The 14,091-nt window shown below is 53.0% G+C and carries 15 protein-coding genes; 3 read left to right on the top strand and 12 right to left on the bottom strand.

Annotated features, from left to right (window positions below):
* From thiL to Q0X64_RS10075, 6 genes are all read right to left on the bottom strand, one after another.
* Positions 1-969 (bottom strand): thiamine-phosphate kinase, encoded by a 969-nt coding sequence (thiL, locus tag Q0X64_RS10100; protein WP_297812286.1) that lies wholly within the window; start codon positions 967-969, stop codon positions 1-3.
* 60 nt (positions 970-1,029) lie between these two features.
* A complete protein-coding gene (gene nusB / locus Q0X64_RS10095) occupies positions 1,030-1,482 on the bottom strand; it encodes a transcription antitermination factor NusB (protein ID WP_297812283.1) in 453 nt (150 codons plus the stop codon).
* Positions 1,483-1,965, bottom strand: coding sequence for a 6,7-dimethyl-8-ribityllumazine synthase (gene ribE / locus Q0X64_RS10090; protein WP_297812281.1), 483 nt, complete (start codon positions 1,963-1,965; stop codon positions 1,483-1,485). It lies immediately after the preceding gene.
* 70 nt (positions 1,966-2,035) lie between these two features.
* On the bottom strand, positions 2,036-2,908 hold the full coding sequence (locus tag Q0X64_RS10085; protein WP_297812279.1) for a symmetrical bis(5'-nucleosyl)-tetraphosphatase: 873 nt from the start codon (positions 2,906-2,908) through the stop codon (positions 2,036-2,038).
* Positions 2,909-2,920: 12 nt separating this feature from the next.
* Positions 2,921-3,400: a DUF934 domain-containing protein gene (locus Q0X64_RS10080; protein ID WP_297812276.1), complete on the bottom strand. Its 480-nt coding sequence runs from the start codon at positions 3,398-3,400 to the stop codon at positions 2,921-2,923.
* Positions 3,387-5,039 carry a nitrite/sulfite reductase gene (locus Q0X64_RS10075; protein WP_297812274.1) on the bottom strand — a complete coding sequence of 551 codons (1,653 nt, stop codon included), beginning with the start codon at positions 5,037-5,039 and terminating at the stop codon, positions 3,387-3,389. The genes Q0X64_RS10080 and Q0X64_RS10075 overlap by 14 nt, the downstream gene beginning before the upstream one ends.
* A 317-nt stretch (positions 5,040-5,356) precedes the next feature.
* Here Q0X64_RS10075 and Q0X64_RS10070 point away from each other — a divergent pair, with 317 nt between their 5' ends.
* Together Q0X64_RS10070 and Q0X64_RS10065 are read left to right on the top strand one after the other, a co-directional pair.
* A complete protein-coding gene (locus tag Q0X64_RS10070; protein WP_297812271.1) occupies positions 5,357-5,800 on the top strand; it encodes a DUF3465 domain-containing protein in 444 nt (147 codons plus the stop codon).
* Entirely contained in the window at positions 5,800-6,312 is a 513-nt protein-coding gene (locus Q0X64_RS10065) for a DNA-deoxyinosine glycosylase (protein WP_297812268.1), read from the top strand. The genes Q0X64_RS10070 and Q0X64_RS10065 overlap by 1 nt, the downstream gene beginning before the upstream one ends.
* A 136-nt stretch (positions 6,313-6,448) precedes the next feature.
* Here the strand turns inward: Q0X64_RS10065 and katG are convergent, their stop codons facing one another.
* From katG to Q0X64_RS10035, 6 genes are all read right to left on the bottom strand, one after another.
* Complete coding sequence (gene katG, locus Q0X64_RS10060; protein WP_297812265.1) at positions 6,449-8,626, bottom strand: catalase/peroxidase HPI; 2,178 nt, start codon at positions 8,624-8,626, stop codon at positions 6,449-6,451.
* A 292-nt stretch (positions 8,627-8,918) separates the two neighbouring features.
* The gene (gene cysN, locus Q0X64_RS10055) at positions 8,919-10,361 is read right to left on the bottom strand and encodes a sulfate adenylyltransferase subunit CysN (RefSeq protein WP_297812262.1); all 1,443 of its coding nucleotides are present in this window, start codon (positions 10,359-10,361) and stop codon (positions 8,919-8,921) included.
* Entirely contained in the window at positions 10,361-11,263 is a 903-nt protein-coding gene (cysD, locus tag Q0X64_RS10050; RefSeq protein WP_297812259.1) for a sulfate adenylyltransferase subunit CysD, read from the bottom strand. Before cysD ends, cysN begins: the two co-directional genes overlap by 1 nt.
* A 13-nt stretch (positions 11,264-11,276) precedes the next feature.
* Complete coding sequence (locus Q0X64_RS10045) at positions 11,277-11,975, bottom strand: phosphoadenylyl-sulfate reductase (protein ID WP_297812257.1); 699 nt, start codon at positions 11,973-11,975, stop codon at positions 11,277-11,279.
* Positions 11,972-12,205: a sulfurtransferase TusA family protein gene (locus Q0X64_RS10040; RefSeq protein ID WP_297812254.1), complete on the bottom strand. Its 234-nt coding sequence runs from the start codon at positions 12,203-12,205 to the stop codon at positions 11,972-11,974. Before Q0X64_RS10040 ends, Q0X64_RS10045 begins: the two co-directional genes overlap by 4 nt.
* Complete coding sequence (locus tag Q0X64_RS10035) at positions 12,193-12,993, bottom strand: sulfite exporter TauE/SafE family protein (RefSeq protein WP_297812251.1); 801 nt, start codon at positions 12,991-12,993, stop codon at positions 12,193-12,195. Before Q0X64_RS10035 ends, Q0X64_RS10040 begins: the two co-directional genes overlap by 13 nt.
* Before the next feature lie 106 nt (positions 12,994-13,099).
* Between Q0X64_RS10035 and cysB the strand changes: the two genes are divergently transcribed.
* Complete coding sequence (gene cysB / locus Q0X64_RS10030) at positions 13,100-14,020, top strand: HTH-type transcriptional regulator CysB (RefSeq protein WP_297812248.1); 921 nt, start codon at positions 13,100-13,102, stop codon at positions 14,018-14,020.
* The last annotated feature ends 71 nt before the right edge of the window (positions 14,021-14,091 follow it).

The raw sequence follows: 14,091 nt of genomic DNA, 5'->3' as shown, positions 1-14,091 counted from the left end.
TCAGGCGCTGAAGTGGTCGTAGCCTTGTTTTGCATTTAATGTAATATCTTTTCCAGACTGATCCTTGAGGATCAGTGAGTTAGTGTCAGTAATTTCACCAATACAGGTGACAAGCTTACAATCCTGTTCCAACGCCGGAGCCAAACCGGCCGGCACGGTAAAACATAATTCGTAATCATCGCCTGCCGTTAAAGCCAGTTCTCTCGCCAGTTCGGCTGGCAGTTTTTTGAGACTGGGCGATAATGGTAGAAGCGCGGTCTGAATCTCAGCGCCCTTGCCACTTCGCTCGAGAATATGCCCCAGATCTGCCAGCAGCCCGTCGGAGATATCAATGGCCGCATTAACATACTGGCCGATGATATTGATCAGATGATTTCGCGGTGCGGGGTATTCCAACCTTTCTTGTAAATACTGCCTGTCCTGTGCGTTCAGCTCCGGCGGCGTCCAGTTCTCCAGCCGCTGTTTCAGGGCCGCGCCGGCATCACCGAGGCTGCCAGTGACATAAATCTTATCGCCGACTTTTGCTGCATCACGGCGTAAGGCATGGCCCTGTTCGACCAGACCATGCACCTGAATGCTGATAGTGCGCGGGCCTCGGGTGGTGTCGCCTCCAACCAGCTGAATATTGTGTTCTGCCGCGGCCCTGGCAAGACCGCTCGCAAAGCCCTGCAACCAGTTATCGTCGCTGTCCGGCAAGGTCAGGGCCAGCGTGAACCAGGCCGGTTCGGCGCCCATCGACGCCAGATCGCTGAGGTTGACCGCCAGGCTCTTAAAGCCCAGCGCTTCAGGACTGACATCGGCAAAGAAATGCACGCCCTCCACCAGTGTGTCCATCGACACCGCGATCTCCTTGCCCGGGGGACACTGCAGCAAGGCGCAGTCATCACCGATGCCCAGCGTGACATCATCACGATGCCCGGTCAGACGGGAAAAATAGCGTTCAATCAGGGAAAATTCAGATAACGCCACAGACTTATCCTGTTGCCAGCGGTAAGAAGGACATCAGCCCGGGGCGAACAAGCAGGGAAATTACTTCCTGGACCGCGCCGCCTTGGCGGCCTGGTGCTCGTGCGGACGCAGGCTGGCACCGATTTTATCCAGCACGCCATTGACGTACTTATGGCCCTGCTCACCGCCAAAGGATTTGGCCAGTTCCACCGCTTCATTCAGCACGACCCGGTAAGGAATTTCCGGCAACTGCATAAACTCGAATGTCGCCATCCGCAGTACCGAGATTTCCACCGGATCCACGGCGCTGAGATCACGATCGACTGCCTGAGACAATTCAGCATCAATCGCCTGCTGATGTTTAATCGTGCCTTCGATCAGGGTAGTGAAATATTTGCTGTCGATTTTGTCGGCATACTCGGCGGTGACAAAATCCAGGGTCGCTTTCTGTGGTGCCTCATTGTTCACCAGCGCCTGATACAAGGCCTGAACCGCGGCCCGACGAGCTTTACTACGGGGTAATCCGGCTGCCATTTATTTGCCGGCCTCGATCTGACGCAACACGTTGACGGTTTCAATCACACCCATCGCCGCTTCGGCGCCTTTATTACCGGCCTTGGTGCCGGCACGCTCAATGGCCTGTTCGATGGTATCGACAGTCAGTACGCCAAAAGACACCGGCATATCCAGTTGCAAAGCCAGTTGGCCCAGCCCTTTTGAGCATTCACCGGCGACATATTCAAAATGCGGTGTGCCGCCACGAATCACGGCGCCCAGTGCGATAATAGCGTCATATTTGCCCGTGCGGCCCATGCGCTGCACTGCCAGAGGAATCTCCACTGCGCCCGGCACCCGGGCCAGTTCGATATCTTTCTCGCTGGCGCCATGACGCACCAGGCAATCGATCGCACCGGCGATCAGATTATCGACCACAAAGTCATTAAAACGGCCGGCAACAATACCGATCCGCAAATCTTTGGCTGAAAAATCACCGGAATATGTCGTGACGTTGCTCATTTTGAAAGATCCAAGAATTGAAAAATAACGTTTATTGTACTCATTTTAAGCAGACCCTGCCCAAACCAGACTAAAGCCAGCGGCGGGCTCTGGGCTTGGTTTTATTTCTGGCATGGGGCAGACCGTTGGGATCAGCCTGAACGGTAATCCATTCATATGGCATCGCATCAATCCGAACCGCAGTCAGCGTCTCACCCCACACGGCGCCACTGTCAAGCGAGAACACATTGCCATACTGGCCGACACCCAGCGTTGACCAGTGGCCAAACACAATCTTATCGTCCTGACTGGCGCGGCCAGCGATTTCAAACCAGGGCTTTTGATGCAGCGGTTTATCTTCCGGTGCGCCCTTGTATTTCAACGCCAGCCGGCCATCTTCGTGAAAATAGCGCAGCCGGGTAAAACAATTGACGATAAAACGAAGTCGATCCCAGCCCTGCAGTTCCGGCGACCAGCGCTTGGGCTTGTTGCCATACATATTGGCAAAAAAGTCGCGCCAGTTATCACTCTGCAATACGGCATGCACCTCTTCAGCCCTTTCACAGGCCTCGGCTATGGTCCACTCCGGCGGTAAGCCCGCATGAACCATACTGAAACTCAGTGAGACATCGTGATGGAACAGGGGCTGATGACGCAGCCAATGCATCAATTCACCGCTGTCTGGTGCATCCAACACGGGCTGAATAGTGTCCATATGATGCTGGTATTCGACAACACCGGCAGCGTTGGCAAGCAGGTGCAGGTCGTGGTTACCCAGCACGCTAATGCAATTGTCACCGAGACTTTGCGCCAGCCTCAGCACTTCCAGTGATCTGGGGCCCCGGTTGACCAGATCACCGGCCAGCCAGATTTGATCGGATGCCGGATCAAAATGAATTTGATCCAGCATTTTGATCAACTCGTCATAACATCCCTGGACGTCGCCAATCGCGTAGACAGCCATGACAGCGAAAACTCAGCGGCGGCGGTACAAAGGTTCAGGTCTGAGTACGGTCGACTGGTAACTCTCGGTGAAGTCATCAAATGCCGACAAAGCACTGGTCAGCCGGTTAGGGTTGGCCAGTTCAAAACTGTTGATGCCGCACTGCGACATATAAAACAGCTGATCCTGCAGCACATCACCCTGGGCACGGATTTCGCCTTTAAAGTCATAGCGGTCACGCAGCAGACGGGCGAAGGAATAACAACGGCCATCAGTAAACTGCGGGAAAATCAGCACAATCAAAGAGAAACGCGCCAGATCCGGCACCACTTCTTCCAGCGGATCATCACCACTCAGACGCAGGCCCAAACCACCTTGATGCTGTTCAAGGATTTCATGCTGTTCCTGCCAGCGTGTCAATGAGACAGTGACATTGCCCGCAACCAGTTCAGCGTCATCATCGAGATGCTGCCAGTTATCTTCGACAATCTCACGATCTTTAATGATCTGCATAAACACGCTCCTTGAAGGGATCCACACCAAGACGGCGAACAGTCGCCAGGAAAGACTCGTCTTCATGACGCAGTTCGACATAGGCATCAATCAGATGCGAAACGGTATCCACGACCTCATCTTTGGGTATCGCTTTACCCAGACGCTGACCGATGGAGGCATCCGCTTCCGAACTGCCGCCCAAAGTGAACTGGTACCACTCCTCGCCTTTCTTATCGACGCCGAGAATGCCGATATGACCCACACTCTGGTGAGCACAGCCATTCATGCAGCCGGAGAACTTGATCTTGATATCGCCCAGGTCATAGAGATAATCCATATCATCGAAACGCTCGGTAATCTGCTTGGACAGCGGAATCGAGGTGGCATTGGCCAGACCGCAATAGTCCAGGCCCGGACAGCAGATAATGTCGGTCAGGGTATTGACGTTAGCTGTCGCCAGATCATGGTCGCGCAGACGCTGCCACAGGGCATACAGTTCTGCCTGTTTAACGTCGGCCAATACCAGGTTCTGAGTATGCGTGGCGCGGATTTCGCCCAGGCTGAACTCATCGGCCAGATCGGCGACGATTTCCAGTTGCTCGGAGGTGATATCACCCGGCGGTTGACCATGTTTTTTCAATGACACATAGGCGGCGCGATAACCCGACACCTTGTGGTCAAAGGTGTTTTGTCTGACCCAATGTGCAAACTGCTCATCGTCGGCCAGTTGCTGCTCGAAGCTTTTATCCTGTGCCGCTGACGCATCATAATCCGGCTCGGTAAAGAAGGCTTTAACCCGATCAATTTCTTTCTCATCCAGACGCAGCTGCTCACGGATCTGAACCCACTCGGCTTCTACCAGCTCGCGGATATGATTGATGCCATGCTCGCGTACGGTGATCTTGATGCGGGCTTTGTATTTATTATCACGGCGACCCAAACGGTTATAGACGCGCAGAATCGCTTCCAGGTACGACAGCAGATCTTCTTTTTCCAAAAATGGACGGATCTGCTCACCAATAATCGGGGTACGGCCCAGACCGCCGCCGACCATGACTTCAAAACCAACATCACCATCATGATTTTTAACCAGCTTCAGGCCGATATCATGCAGTTTAGTCGCAGCCCGGTCAGTCTCGCTGCCGATAATGGCAATCTTGAATTTCCGTGGCAGGTAGGCAAATTCCGGGTGGAAAGTGGACCACTGACGAATGATCTCGGCCCAAGGGCGCGGATCTTCAATTTCTTCAGCATTGATGCCGGCAAACTGGTCGGTGGTGGTGTTACGGATATCATTACCACTGGTCTGAATCGCGTGCATCTGGACGGTCGCCAGTTCCGCCAGGATTTCCGGCACATCTTCCAGCTTGGGCCAGTTCATCTGGAAATTGGTACGGGTAGTGAAGTGCACAAAGCCCTTGTCATAGCGACGGGCAATGTCAGCAATTTTGCGTACCTGGGTGGAAGACATCATGCCGTAAGGCACGGCGATGCGCAGCATCGGCGCATGGATCTGAATATACAGACCGTTAGCCAGCCGCAGCGGGCGGAATTGATCTTCAGTCAGTTCACCTGCCAGGTAGCGGCGGGTTTGATCGCGGAATTGGGCGACCCGCTGATCAACCATCATCTGATCATACTTGTCGTATTGATACATCTAAGCTCTCTAAAAACGCTAAATACCGGACCCGCTATTATAAACCGGCTGGTATATAACAGGAAATTATAAATAGCTATATCGATATAGGAAGAAGCGCTATATTAGGCGCCAGCACTGGGCTTAGCCACAAAAACCGCAAGCATCTAAAATCTGCTTATCCGTCTGTTACAACAGTCGCTGTGCGGTGCTAAGCGAGGGTTTTTTGCAGCAAAATCATCGTCCCAGCACACAGCCAATATTGTTCAATTCGTGCCACGGGGCATAAACTGCAAAGCATAAGTCGTTCAACTCATCTGAAGTCGAGACAGTAAATCATGGCCCTGAACAAACGTCAGCAACATCGCCTCTGGTTGATTATCGCTTTTATCATTCTGATTTACGGTGCCAGTCAGTATCAGCCTCAGCAAACAGGTCCGCTGCAACCGGCCGAAACCCAGATTGCTGCTTTATTCCAGCAGCAAAAAAGCGATGTGCAGGTTGAACTTGAAGCGACCGTCACTCGCCTGCTCAACGATGATAATGAAGGCAGCCGTCATCAACGATTTATTGTGGAAATGGCTGATGGTCATACGCTGTTGGTCGCACACAATATTGACCTTGCCCCGCGCATTGACGGTCTGGCCGTGGGTGATGAGGTCGGCCTATACGGTGAATATGAATGGAATGCCAAGGGCGGCGTCATACACTGGACCCATCATGATCCGGATAATCGTCACCCGCATGGCTGGGTTCGTCATCAGGGCCAGCTTTACCAGTAATGAGCCAGGTCAAACCGCTCAGCTACAGCTTTCCGCCGATTGTCGGTAATGAACCTAAAATTCTGATTCTGGGCTCCATGCCCGGGGTTGCCTCACTGCAGGCGCAGCAATATTACGCCCACCCGCGCAATGCTTTCTGGCCAATCATGGCCGGGCTGTTTGAGTTTGACCTTGCGCTTGCCTACCCACAGCGCTGTGAGGCACTGGCTATAGCCGGGGTCGCTGTCTGGGATGTATTAAAAGCCTGCCACCGACCGGGCAGCCTGGATCAGCATATCGATCCGGACACGATTGAGGCCAATGATTTTGCCGGCTTTTTAGCCAGGCATCAGCAGGTTGAAGCGATATTTTTCAACGGTGCAAAAGCCGAGCACGTTTTCCGCCGACATGTGCTGCCGGATTTAACGGCCAGTCTTACCCTGAAGAAGCTGCCCTCCACCAGCCCTGCCCATGCGTCACTACGACTGGCGCAAAAACAGGCTGCCTGGCAAATCATCAGAGATTTTTGCTGAGTCTGCGACACCATCGCGCTATGTTGCTGGGCAGTATGTGTTTAGCACATAAAGAAAAAAGGCAGAGGAAAATCCTCTGCCTTTATTTCTGACTTTCACCCGGCGGTGCTATCTCGCCGGGTGAAAACAGGTGCCGTTATGAAGCCAAATCAAATCGATCGGCATTCATCACCTTGGTCCAGGCCTTAACGAAGTCTTTAACAAACTTCTCTTTGGCATCATCCTGGGCATAAACCTCGGCGTAGGAACGCAGAATCGAGTTGGAGCCGAACACCAAGTCAAAACGGGTGGCTGTCCACTTCACCGCGTCAGTCTTGCGATCACGGATCTCGTACAGATTCTCGCCCGCCGGTTTCCAGCTATTGGCCATATCGGTCAGATTGACGAAAAAGTCATTGCTCAATTGACCTTCATGCTCAGTGAACACGCCATGCTTAGTGCCACCAAAGTTGGTGCCCAGCATGCGCATACCACCGATTAACACGGTCATTTCCGGTGCGGTCAGACCCAGCAACTGGGCATGATCCAGCAGCAACTCTTCCGGTTTGACCACATAGCTCTGTTTCTGCCAGTTACGGAAACCATCAGCGACCGGCTCCAACGGCTCAAATGACTCGGCATCGGTCATATCCTCGCTGGCATCACCGCGGCCTTTATCGAATGGCACCAGCACTTCATGACCAGCGGCTTTCGCGGCCTTTTCAATACCAACGCCACCCGCCAATACAATAATGTCAGCGATGCTGGCACCGGTTTCTGCCGAGATGGTTTTGTAGGTTTCCAGTACTTTAGTCAGACGAACCGGTTCATTACCTTCCCAGTCTTTCTGCGGGGCCAGACGGATATGGGCACCATTGGCACCACCACGCATATCAGAGCCCCGGAAAGTGCGGGCACTGTTCCAGGCCGTGCTCACCATATCACCGATACTCAGATTGCTTTCCGTGATTTTCTTTTTCACGGTTTCAACGCAGTAATCAGTGTTGCCCGCTGGCACCGGATCCTGCCAGATCAAATCTTCGTCCGGCACTTCCGGACCGATATAACGGGTTTTCGGGCCCAGATCACGGTGCGTCAGTTTGAACCAGGCGCGGGCAAAGGTATCCCTGAAGTATTCAGGGTCAGCCATAAACTTTTCGCAGATCTCACGATAAGTCGGATCCATTTTCATCGCCATATCGGCATCGGTCATGATGGGGTTGTGACGAACTAATGGATCATCAGTGTCTACCGGTTTTTCATCATCGGCAATATCGACCGGCTCCCACTGCCAGGCACCGGCAGGGCTTTTCTTCGCTTCCCATTCATGGCCGAACAACATGTCAAAATAGCCCATATCGAATTGTGTGGGCTGCGTTGTCCAGGCGCCTTCCAGACCAGAGGTGACCGCCTTACTCGACTTACCTTCCTGGTTCGGGTTGCTCCAGCCAAAACCCTGTGCTTCCACGTCTGCCGCTTCCGGTTCAGGTCCAATCGCATCAGCGTCGCCGTTACCATGACATTTACCCACGGTATGGCCACCAGCGGTCAATGCGACGGTTTCCTCGTCGTTCATCGCCATACGCTTGAAGGTGACGCGAACCTGCTCAGCGGTTTTCAATGGATCAGGGTTGCCATTAACGCCTTCCGGGTTGACGTAAATCAGGCCCATTTGCACGGCAGCCAGTGGGTTTTCCATCGTATCCGGCTTATCAACGTTGCCGTAACGTTCATCTGAAGGTGCCAGCCATTCTTTCTCTGCACCCCAGTAAATGTCTTTTTCCGGGTGCCAGATATCCTCACGACCGAATGAGAAGCCGTATGCTGGCAGCCCCATGGATTCATAAGCTGTTGTACCGGCCAGAATCATCAGGTCAGCCCAGGAAATTTTATTGCCGTATTTCTTCTTGATGGGCCACAACAGACGTCGCGCCTTATCCAAGTTGCCGTTATCCGGCCAGGAGTTCAGTGGTGCAAACCGCTGGTTACCGGTACCACCGCCACCACGGCCATCAGCAATCCGGTAAGTACCGGCCGCGTGCCAGGCCAGACGAATCATCAGGCCACCATAATGGCCCCAGTCAGCCGGCCACCACTCCTGACTTTCAGTCATCAGGGCGTGCATGTCTTTTTTGAGTTCATCAAAATCCAGCTTGCGGACTTCTGTGCGGTAGTCAAAATCCGCATACATCGGATTGGTCTTGCTATCGTGCTGGTGAAGAATGTCCAGGTTCAGAGATTCCGGCCACCAGTCAGTGACAGTGGTGCCGGTTTCCGTCATGCCGCCATGCATGACCGGACATTTACCAGCGGGTGCTTGAGTTTCTTTACCCATTGTTCCTCTCCTGTGTTGATGAAGCACCATAGCTAAGGTGCTTTATGAATATTCCTCGTTACAAATGTAAAGTTAACACAGGCTAATAATCGCATTGACGCTAAATTCCACTTCGATCAATCGTTTTAAACGATTTATGAAGATCTTAGCCAAGTTGCCTTATGAATGCTTTTCTGGGGGAAGTTATCAGGAGAAGATGAAGCTTGGGTGAAAACGGCGGGGAGCCGCTTGTAAAGGATGGTCGGAAACAAGCTCACCAGCCCTGAAAACAGGGCTGGTAAGACAGTCTCGATTACTTGAGCAGTTGGCTCAGATCCTTAGCGTCCCAGTGTGGGAAATGCTTGCGGATGAGCGCGTTGAGCTCCAGTTCGAAGGCCGAGAAATCGCTTTGCGATTCGACATGATGGCTGCCAGAGACAGCATCGGTGATCATACCGGCGCCAATGGTGACATTGGTCAGGCGGTCGATAATGATAAACGAACCGGTAATACGGTTACGCTTGTAGGTATCAAACACCACCGGTTTGTTGAGCGAGAATTCGCACAGACCGATCTCATTGAGTTTCAACTCGCTGGCGTCACTCTGCTGCAGCGTGTTGACATCCACCTGGTGATCGAGGTTTGTCATCGCGCCGGTGCTCTCATTCACACCCACCTTGATGCTGTACTGCTTGCCGGCCACCAGTGGCTCTTCGGTCATCCACACCACCATTGCCTTGAACTGGCTGGAGACATGCGGCTGATGATGATTGCTGTGCACGATCATATCGCCGCGGCTGACATCGATTTCATCTTGCAGCGTCACGGTAATGGCTTCACCGGGCACGGCATGGTCCAGATCACCATCGTAAGTGACCAGCGCTTTGATCTTGCTTTCTTTGCCTGATGGCAGAACAGTAATGTCATCACCCGGCTTGAGAATGCCGGAAGCCAAGGTGCCACAGTAACCACGGAAGTTCAGGTTAGGACGATTGACGAACTGAACCGGGAAGCGTGCATCTTCAAAGTTGGGATCGTCAGCGATATCGACATTTTCCAGAATGTCGATCATGGTCTCGCCCTCATACCAGGGCATGTTTTCACTTCTGTTGACGACGTTATCGCCCACCAGCGCCGACATCGGCACAAAGTGAATGTCTTCGATTTCCAGTTCGCGGGCGAACTCGCTGTAGTCCTTGCGAATGTTGTCGTAGACTTCCTGGCTGTAGTCCATCAGATCCATCTTGTTGATGGCCACCACCACATGTTTGATGCCCAGCAATGAGGCGATAAAGCTGTGGCGACGGGTCTGGGTCTGAACGCCGTGACGGGCATCAATCAGGATCACCGCCAGCTGACAGGTCGACGCACCGGTCGCCATGTTGCGGGTGTACTGTTCGTGACCCGGCGTGTCGGCAATAATGAACTTGCGCTTGGTAGTCGAGAAGTAGCGGTAAGCAACATCAATCGTGATGCCCTGCTCACGCTCGGCCTGCAGGCCATCTACCAGAAGCGCCAGATCGACCTGGTCACCGGTAGTGCCGGACTTGGCACTGTCACGGGTGACGGCTTCCAGCTGATCTTCGTAGATCATTTTGGAGTCGTGCAAGAGACGGCCAATCAGGGTACTTTTACCGTCATCCACATTACCGCAGGTCAGAAAACGCAGCAGTTCCTTGTTTTCGTGCTGCTTCAGGTAAGCCTCAATATCGGTGGCGATGAGACTATCTGTTTGATATGAACTTTCAGTAGACACTAGAAATAGCCCTCTTGTTTTTTCTTCTCCATTGAACCGGCTTCGTCGTGGTCAATGGCACGGCCCTGACGTTCCGAGGTCGTGGTTAATAACATTTCCTGAATGATTTCCGGCAGCGTATCGGCGTCGGATTTGACGGCGCCGGTCAGCGGGTAGCAGCCCAGCGTTCTGAAGCGGACTTTTTCCATTCTGACTTCTTCGCCTTCGGGGATACGCATACGATCGTCGTCGACCATAATGGTCAGTCCGTTGTAGTTCACCACCGGACGCTCCGCCGCATAGTACAGCGGGACAATCGGGATCTGTTCCAGGTAGATGTACTGCCAGATATCCAGTTCGGTCCAGTTGGACAGCGGAAATACGCGGATGCTTTCACCCTTGTTGACCTTGCTGTTATAGATATTCCACAGTTCCGGGCGCTGAGCTTTCGGATCCCAGCGATGATTCTTGTCGCGGAAGGAGTAGACCCGTTCCTTGGCGCGGGATTTTTCCTCGTCGCGACGGGCACCACCGAAAGCCGCATCAAAGCCGTATTTGCTCAAGGCTTCTTTCAGCGCATCGGTTTTCATGATGTCGGTGTAACGTGGATGATCAAACGGGTTGATGCCCGCTTCCTTGCCTTCCTGGTTGGTGTGAACAATCAGCTCCAGGCCATGTTCTTTGGCCATATTGTCGCGGAACTTGATCATGTCCTTGAACTTCCAGGTGGTGTCGATATGCATCAGCGGGAATGGCAGTTTGCCCGGCGCAAACGCTTTCATCGCCAGGTGCAGCATCACCGCCGAGTCCTTACCGATGGAGTACAGCATCACTGGATTTTCGAACTCGGCAGCCACTTCACGAATGATGTGGATGCTCTCCGCCTCCAGCTGTTTCAGGTGTGTTAGTTGTTTTTCAGTCATTATCGTTTCTCTGTTATTTCGATTTGACGTGTAAGCCACATTCTTTGCTTTCAGGATCTTCCCACCACCAGCGGCCGGCACGGATGTCTTCCCCAGCGGTGATCGCCCGGGTACATGGCGCGCAGCCAATGCTGGCATAACCTTCATCGTGCAGCTTGTTGTAAGGCACTTCAAAGGCGCGGATATAAGCCCAGACATTGCCGTTTGACCAGTCGGTCAACGGGCTGAATTTCTGCAGGCCATGATCGTCATCCCATTCCGATACAGGCAGTTCGGCGCGGGTCACTGACTGTGAACGGCGCATGCCGGTGAGCCAGGCTTTTTTGCCTGCTAATGCACGGTTAAGCGGTTCGACCTTGCGGATGCCACAGCATTGTTTACGCATGTCCACGCTGTCGTAAAAGGCGTTGGGGCCATTACTGGTCACAAATTTCTGAATGCTACCGGCATCCGGGAAAAACACCTGCACATCCTTATCATAGTGGGTCTTGAGCTCTTGCATCAGCTCATAAGTCTCTTTGGGCAGACGGCCGGTATCCAGCGTGAAAATCTCAATACCGGGCGCGTGCTTGCAGATCAGGTCCATTAACACCATATCCTCGGCCCCGAAACTTGAAGCCAGGATGGCCGGACTATAGTCCTGTTCAATTTCTTTGAGCACCGCAATCACGGCGTCAATTTTGGCAGCGAGTGCTGGTTTGATATCAGTCATTTTTGTCTTCTCACACGGATGGTTGTGGTCAGCCCGTCTTCGGCTGTCATCTCACAATGCTGGCCGTCCAGGCGCAGACTTTTTAATACTTCGGTGACCGCCTCTCCCTGGTTCACCAGTAATTCAATTTCCTGCTCGAGCGCGATCTTCTTTATCGCCTCGCGGGCTTTGAGGTAATGCATGGGGCAACCATACAGGGTCAAGTCTATTGGACTACTTAAATCAGACATTTTATGCCTACCAGTACCAGAATGACCGCCAGTAGCGGACGCATGATCTGATCTGAAATCCGCACACCCAGATGGCTGCCGATGAGGATGCCCGGCAAAGAGCCAGCCAGCAGATATAATAACAACGACCAGTCCACCGTGCCCACGGCAGAGTGCCCCAGCCCCGCAACAAAGGTCAGCGGCACCGCATGGGCAATATCGGTAGCGACAATCTCGACACCTTTCATACGGGGGTACAAAAACAGCAGGATCACCGCTCCCAATGCGCCAGCGCCAACCGATGACATGGTCACCATCACGCCCAGCCCTGCCCCGGTCACCACGGTAAAGACCGCTTTATGCCGCTCATCAGTGCGCAGTGTATACAGGGCATTCACCACCGGGTGGCCTTCCTGTGCCCGTAGCAGGCGCCCAAGCCAGCCTTTTAATAACAGCGCACTGGAGGTCAGAATCAATGCCACTCCCAGCACCCTGGTGATGATGTCGCTGTGCTCGCCTTCATGCATGCCGGTGACATTCATCATCCACAGCGTCAATAATGTTGCCGGCACACTGCCCGCCGCCAGAGTCCAGACCACCCGCCACTTGACCACACCATGACGCCAGTAGGCCCAGATACCGCCAGCCTTGGTAATGGCCGCGAACAGCAGATCAGTACCAACGGCAATAGCAGGCTGGATCGAAAAGCCGAAGATCAGGATCGGTGTCATCAGTGAACCACCGCCCACACCGGTCATGCCGACCATAATGCCGACAAATAATCCAGCCAGTAAAAAGCCCCATTCCATGCAGGTGTAACGCCTTGCTTGTCTTAGAAAGCTGACAAGTTTACCAAAGCGTAATATTCTATCAATGAATATTATCTACTATCGTTATAACGAAAAGATATAAACCATGAAGATACAACAACTCAAATATGTGCGTGAGATAGCGCGCCGCGGCTTGAGTATTTCCGCTGCCGCCAATGCGCTGCATGCTTCCCAGCCAGGGGTCAGTAATCAGGTGCAGCAACTGGAGGAAGAACTCGGTCTGCAGATTTTCGAGCGTCACGGTAAACGGCTGACTGCGATTACCGCTGTTGGCGAGTCAGTCCTGGCCATGGCTGAACGGGTCTTGCAGGATGTGGATAACATCCGCCAGCTTGCCGCCGACAGCCGCAGTGATCAGACCGGTACCTTATCTATCGGTACCACCCACACCCAGGCCCGTTACGCGCTGCCACCGGCGATAAAAAAATTCTCTGAGCAATATCCCAATGTGCATCTGAATATGGTGCAGGGCACCCCGCCGGAAGTCGCTGAGATGGCGGCTACAGGTAAGGTGGATATTGCCATTGCCACCGAGGGATTGTCGCGCTTTGACCAACTGGCGATTCTGCCCTGTTACCATTGGAACCGGAGCATCGTCGTGCCGCCCGGCCATCCGCTGCTGTCACAGCAGACATTAACCCTGGAAGCTGTCGCTGACTATCCGATTTTAACCTATGTGATGGGTTTTACCGGCCGTGCTCAACAGGACCAATCTTTTATAGAACGGGGACTGCATCCAAATGTCGTGTTCACCGCCACTGATGCCGACGTGATTAAAACTTATGTCGAATTGGAGCTGGGTATCGGCATTATCGCCAGCATGGCTTTTGATGCCGACAAAGATGCGCCGCTCAAAGCGATTGATGCCAGCCATCTTTTTAACCCCAGCACCACCCATATGGGGATCCGTAAAGGCAGCTATTTACGCGGCTATATGTATGCCTTTATCGAGTTTTTTGCCTCACACCTGGATAAGGCCACAGTAGAGGAGGCGATCAAGCTATAGGACATATTCACATTGTGGCGTGGGCAAAAAGCTGCTAATTTTTTGGGCTGCTGTGTTGCAGCAACATAATA

This window comes from uncultured Methylophaga sp. (assembly GCF_947259025.1).
Classification (GTDB): Bacteria; Pseudomonadota; Gammaproteobacteria; order Nitrosococcales; family Methylophagaceae; genus Methylophaga.
The sequence above is the reverse complement of the archived record's forward strand: the minus strand, read 5'-3'. Positions and strand labels throughout refer to the sequence as shown.

Bases quoted from the DNA above. Each gene is read 5' to 3' on its own strand.
- Q0X64_RS10085 (WP_297812279.1), bottom strand. From the start codon at position 2,908: ATGGCTGTCTACGCGATTGGCGACGTCCAGGGATGTTATGACGAGTTG.
- ribE (WP_297812281.1), bottom strand. From the start codon at position 1,965: ATGAGCAACGTCACGACATATTCCGGTGATTTTTCAGCCAAAGATTTG.
- Q0X64_RS10075 (WP_297812274.1), bottom strand. From the start codon at position 5,039: ATGTATCAATACGACAAGTATGATCAGATGATGGTTGATCAGCGGGTC.
- Q0X64_RS10070 (WP_297812271.1), top strand. From the start codon at position 5,357: ATGGCCCTGAACAAACGTCAGCAACATCGCCTCTGGTTGATTATCGCT.
- cysD (WP_297812259.1), bottom strand. From the start codon at position 11,263: ATGACTGAAAAACAACTAACACACCTGAAACAGCTGGAGGCGGAGAGC.
- nusB (WP_297812283.1), bottom strand. From the start codon at position 1,482: ATGGCAGCCGGATTACCCCGTAGTAAAGCTCGTCGGGCCGCGGTTCAG.
- Q0X64_RS10045 (WP_297812257.1), bottom strand. From the start codon at position 11,975: ATGACTGATATCAAACCAGCACTCGCTGCCAAAATTGACGCCGTGATT.
- Q0X64_RS10040 (WP_297812254.1), bottom strand. From the start codon at position 12,205: ATGTCTGATTTAAGTAGTCCAATAGACTTGACCCTGTATGGTTGCCCC.
- cysB (WP_297812248.1), top strand. From the start codon at position 13,100: ATGAAGATACAACAACTCAAATATGTGCGTGAGATAGCGCGCCGCGGC.
- Q0X64_RS10065 (WP_297812268.1), top strand. From the start codon at position 5,800: ATGAGCCAGGTCAAACCGCTCAGCTACAGCTTTCCGCCGATTGTCGGT.
- katG (WP_297812265.1), bottom strand. From the start codon at position 8,626: ATGGGTAAAGAAACTCAAGCACCCGCTGGTAAATGTCCGGTCATGCAT.
- Q0X64_RS10035 (WP_297812251.1), bottom strand. From the start codon at position 12,993: ATGGAATGGGGCTTTTTACTGGCTGGATTATTTGTCGGCATTATGGTC.
- Q0X64_RS10080 (WP_297812276.1), bottom strand. From the start codon at position 3,400: ATGCAGATCATTAAAGATCGTGAGATTGTCGAAGATAACTGGCAGCAT.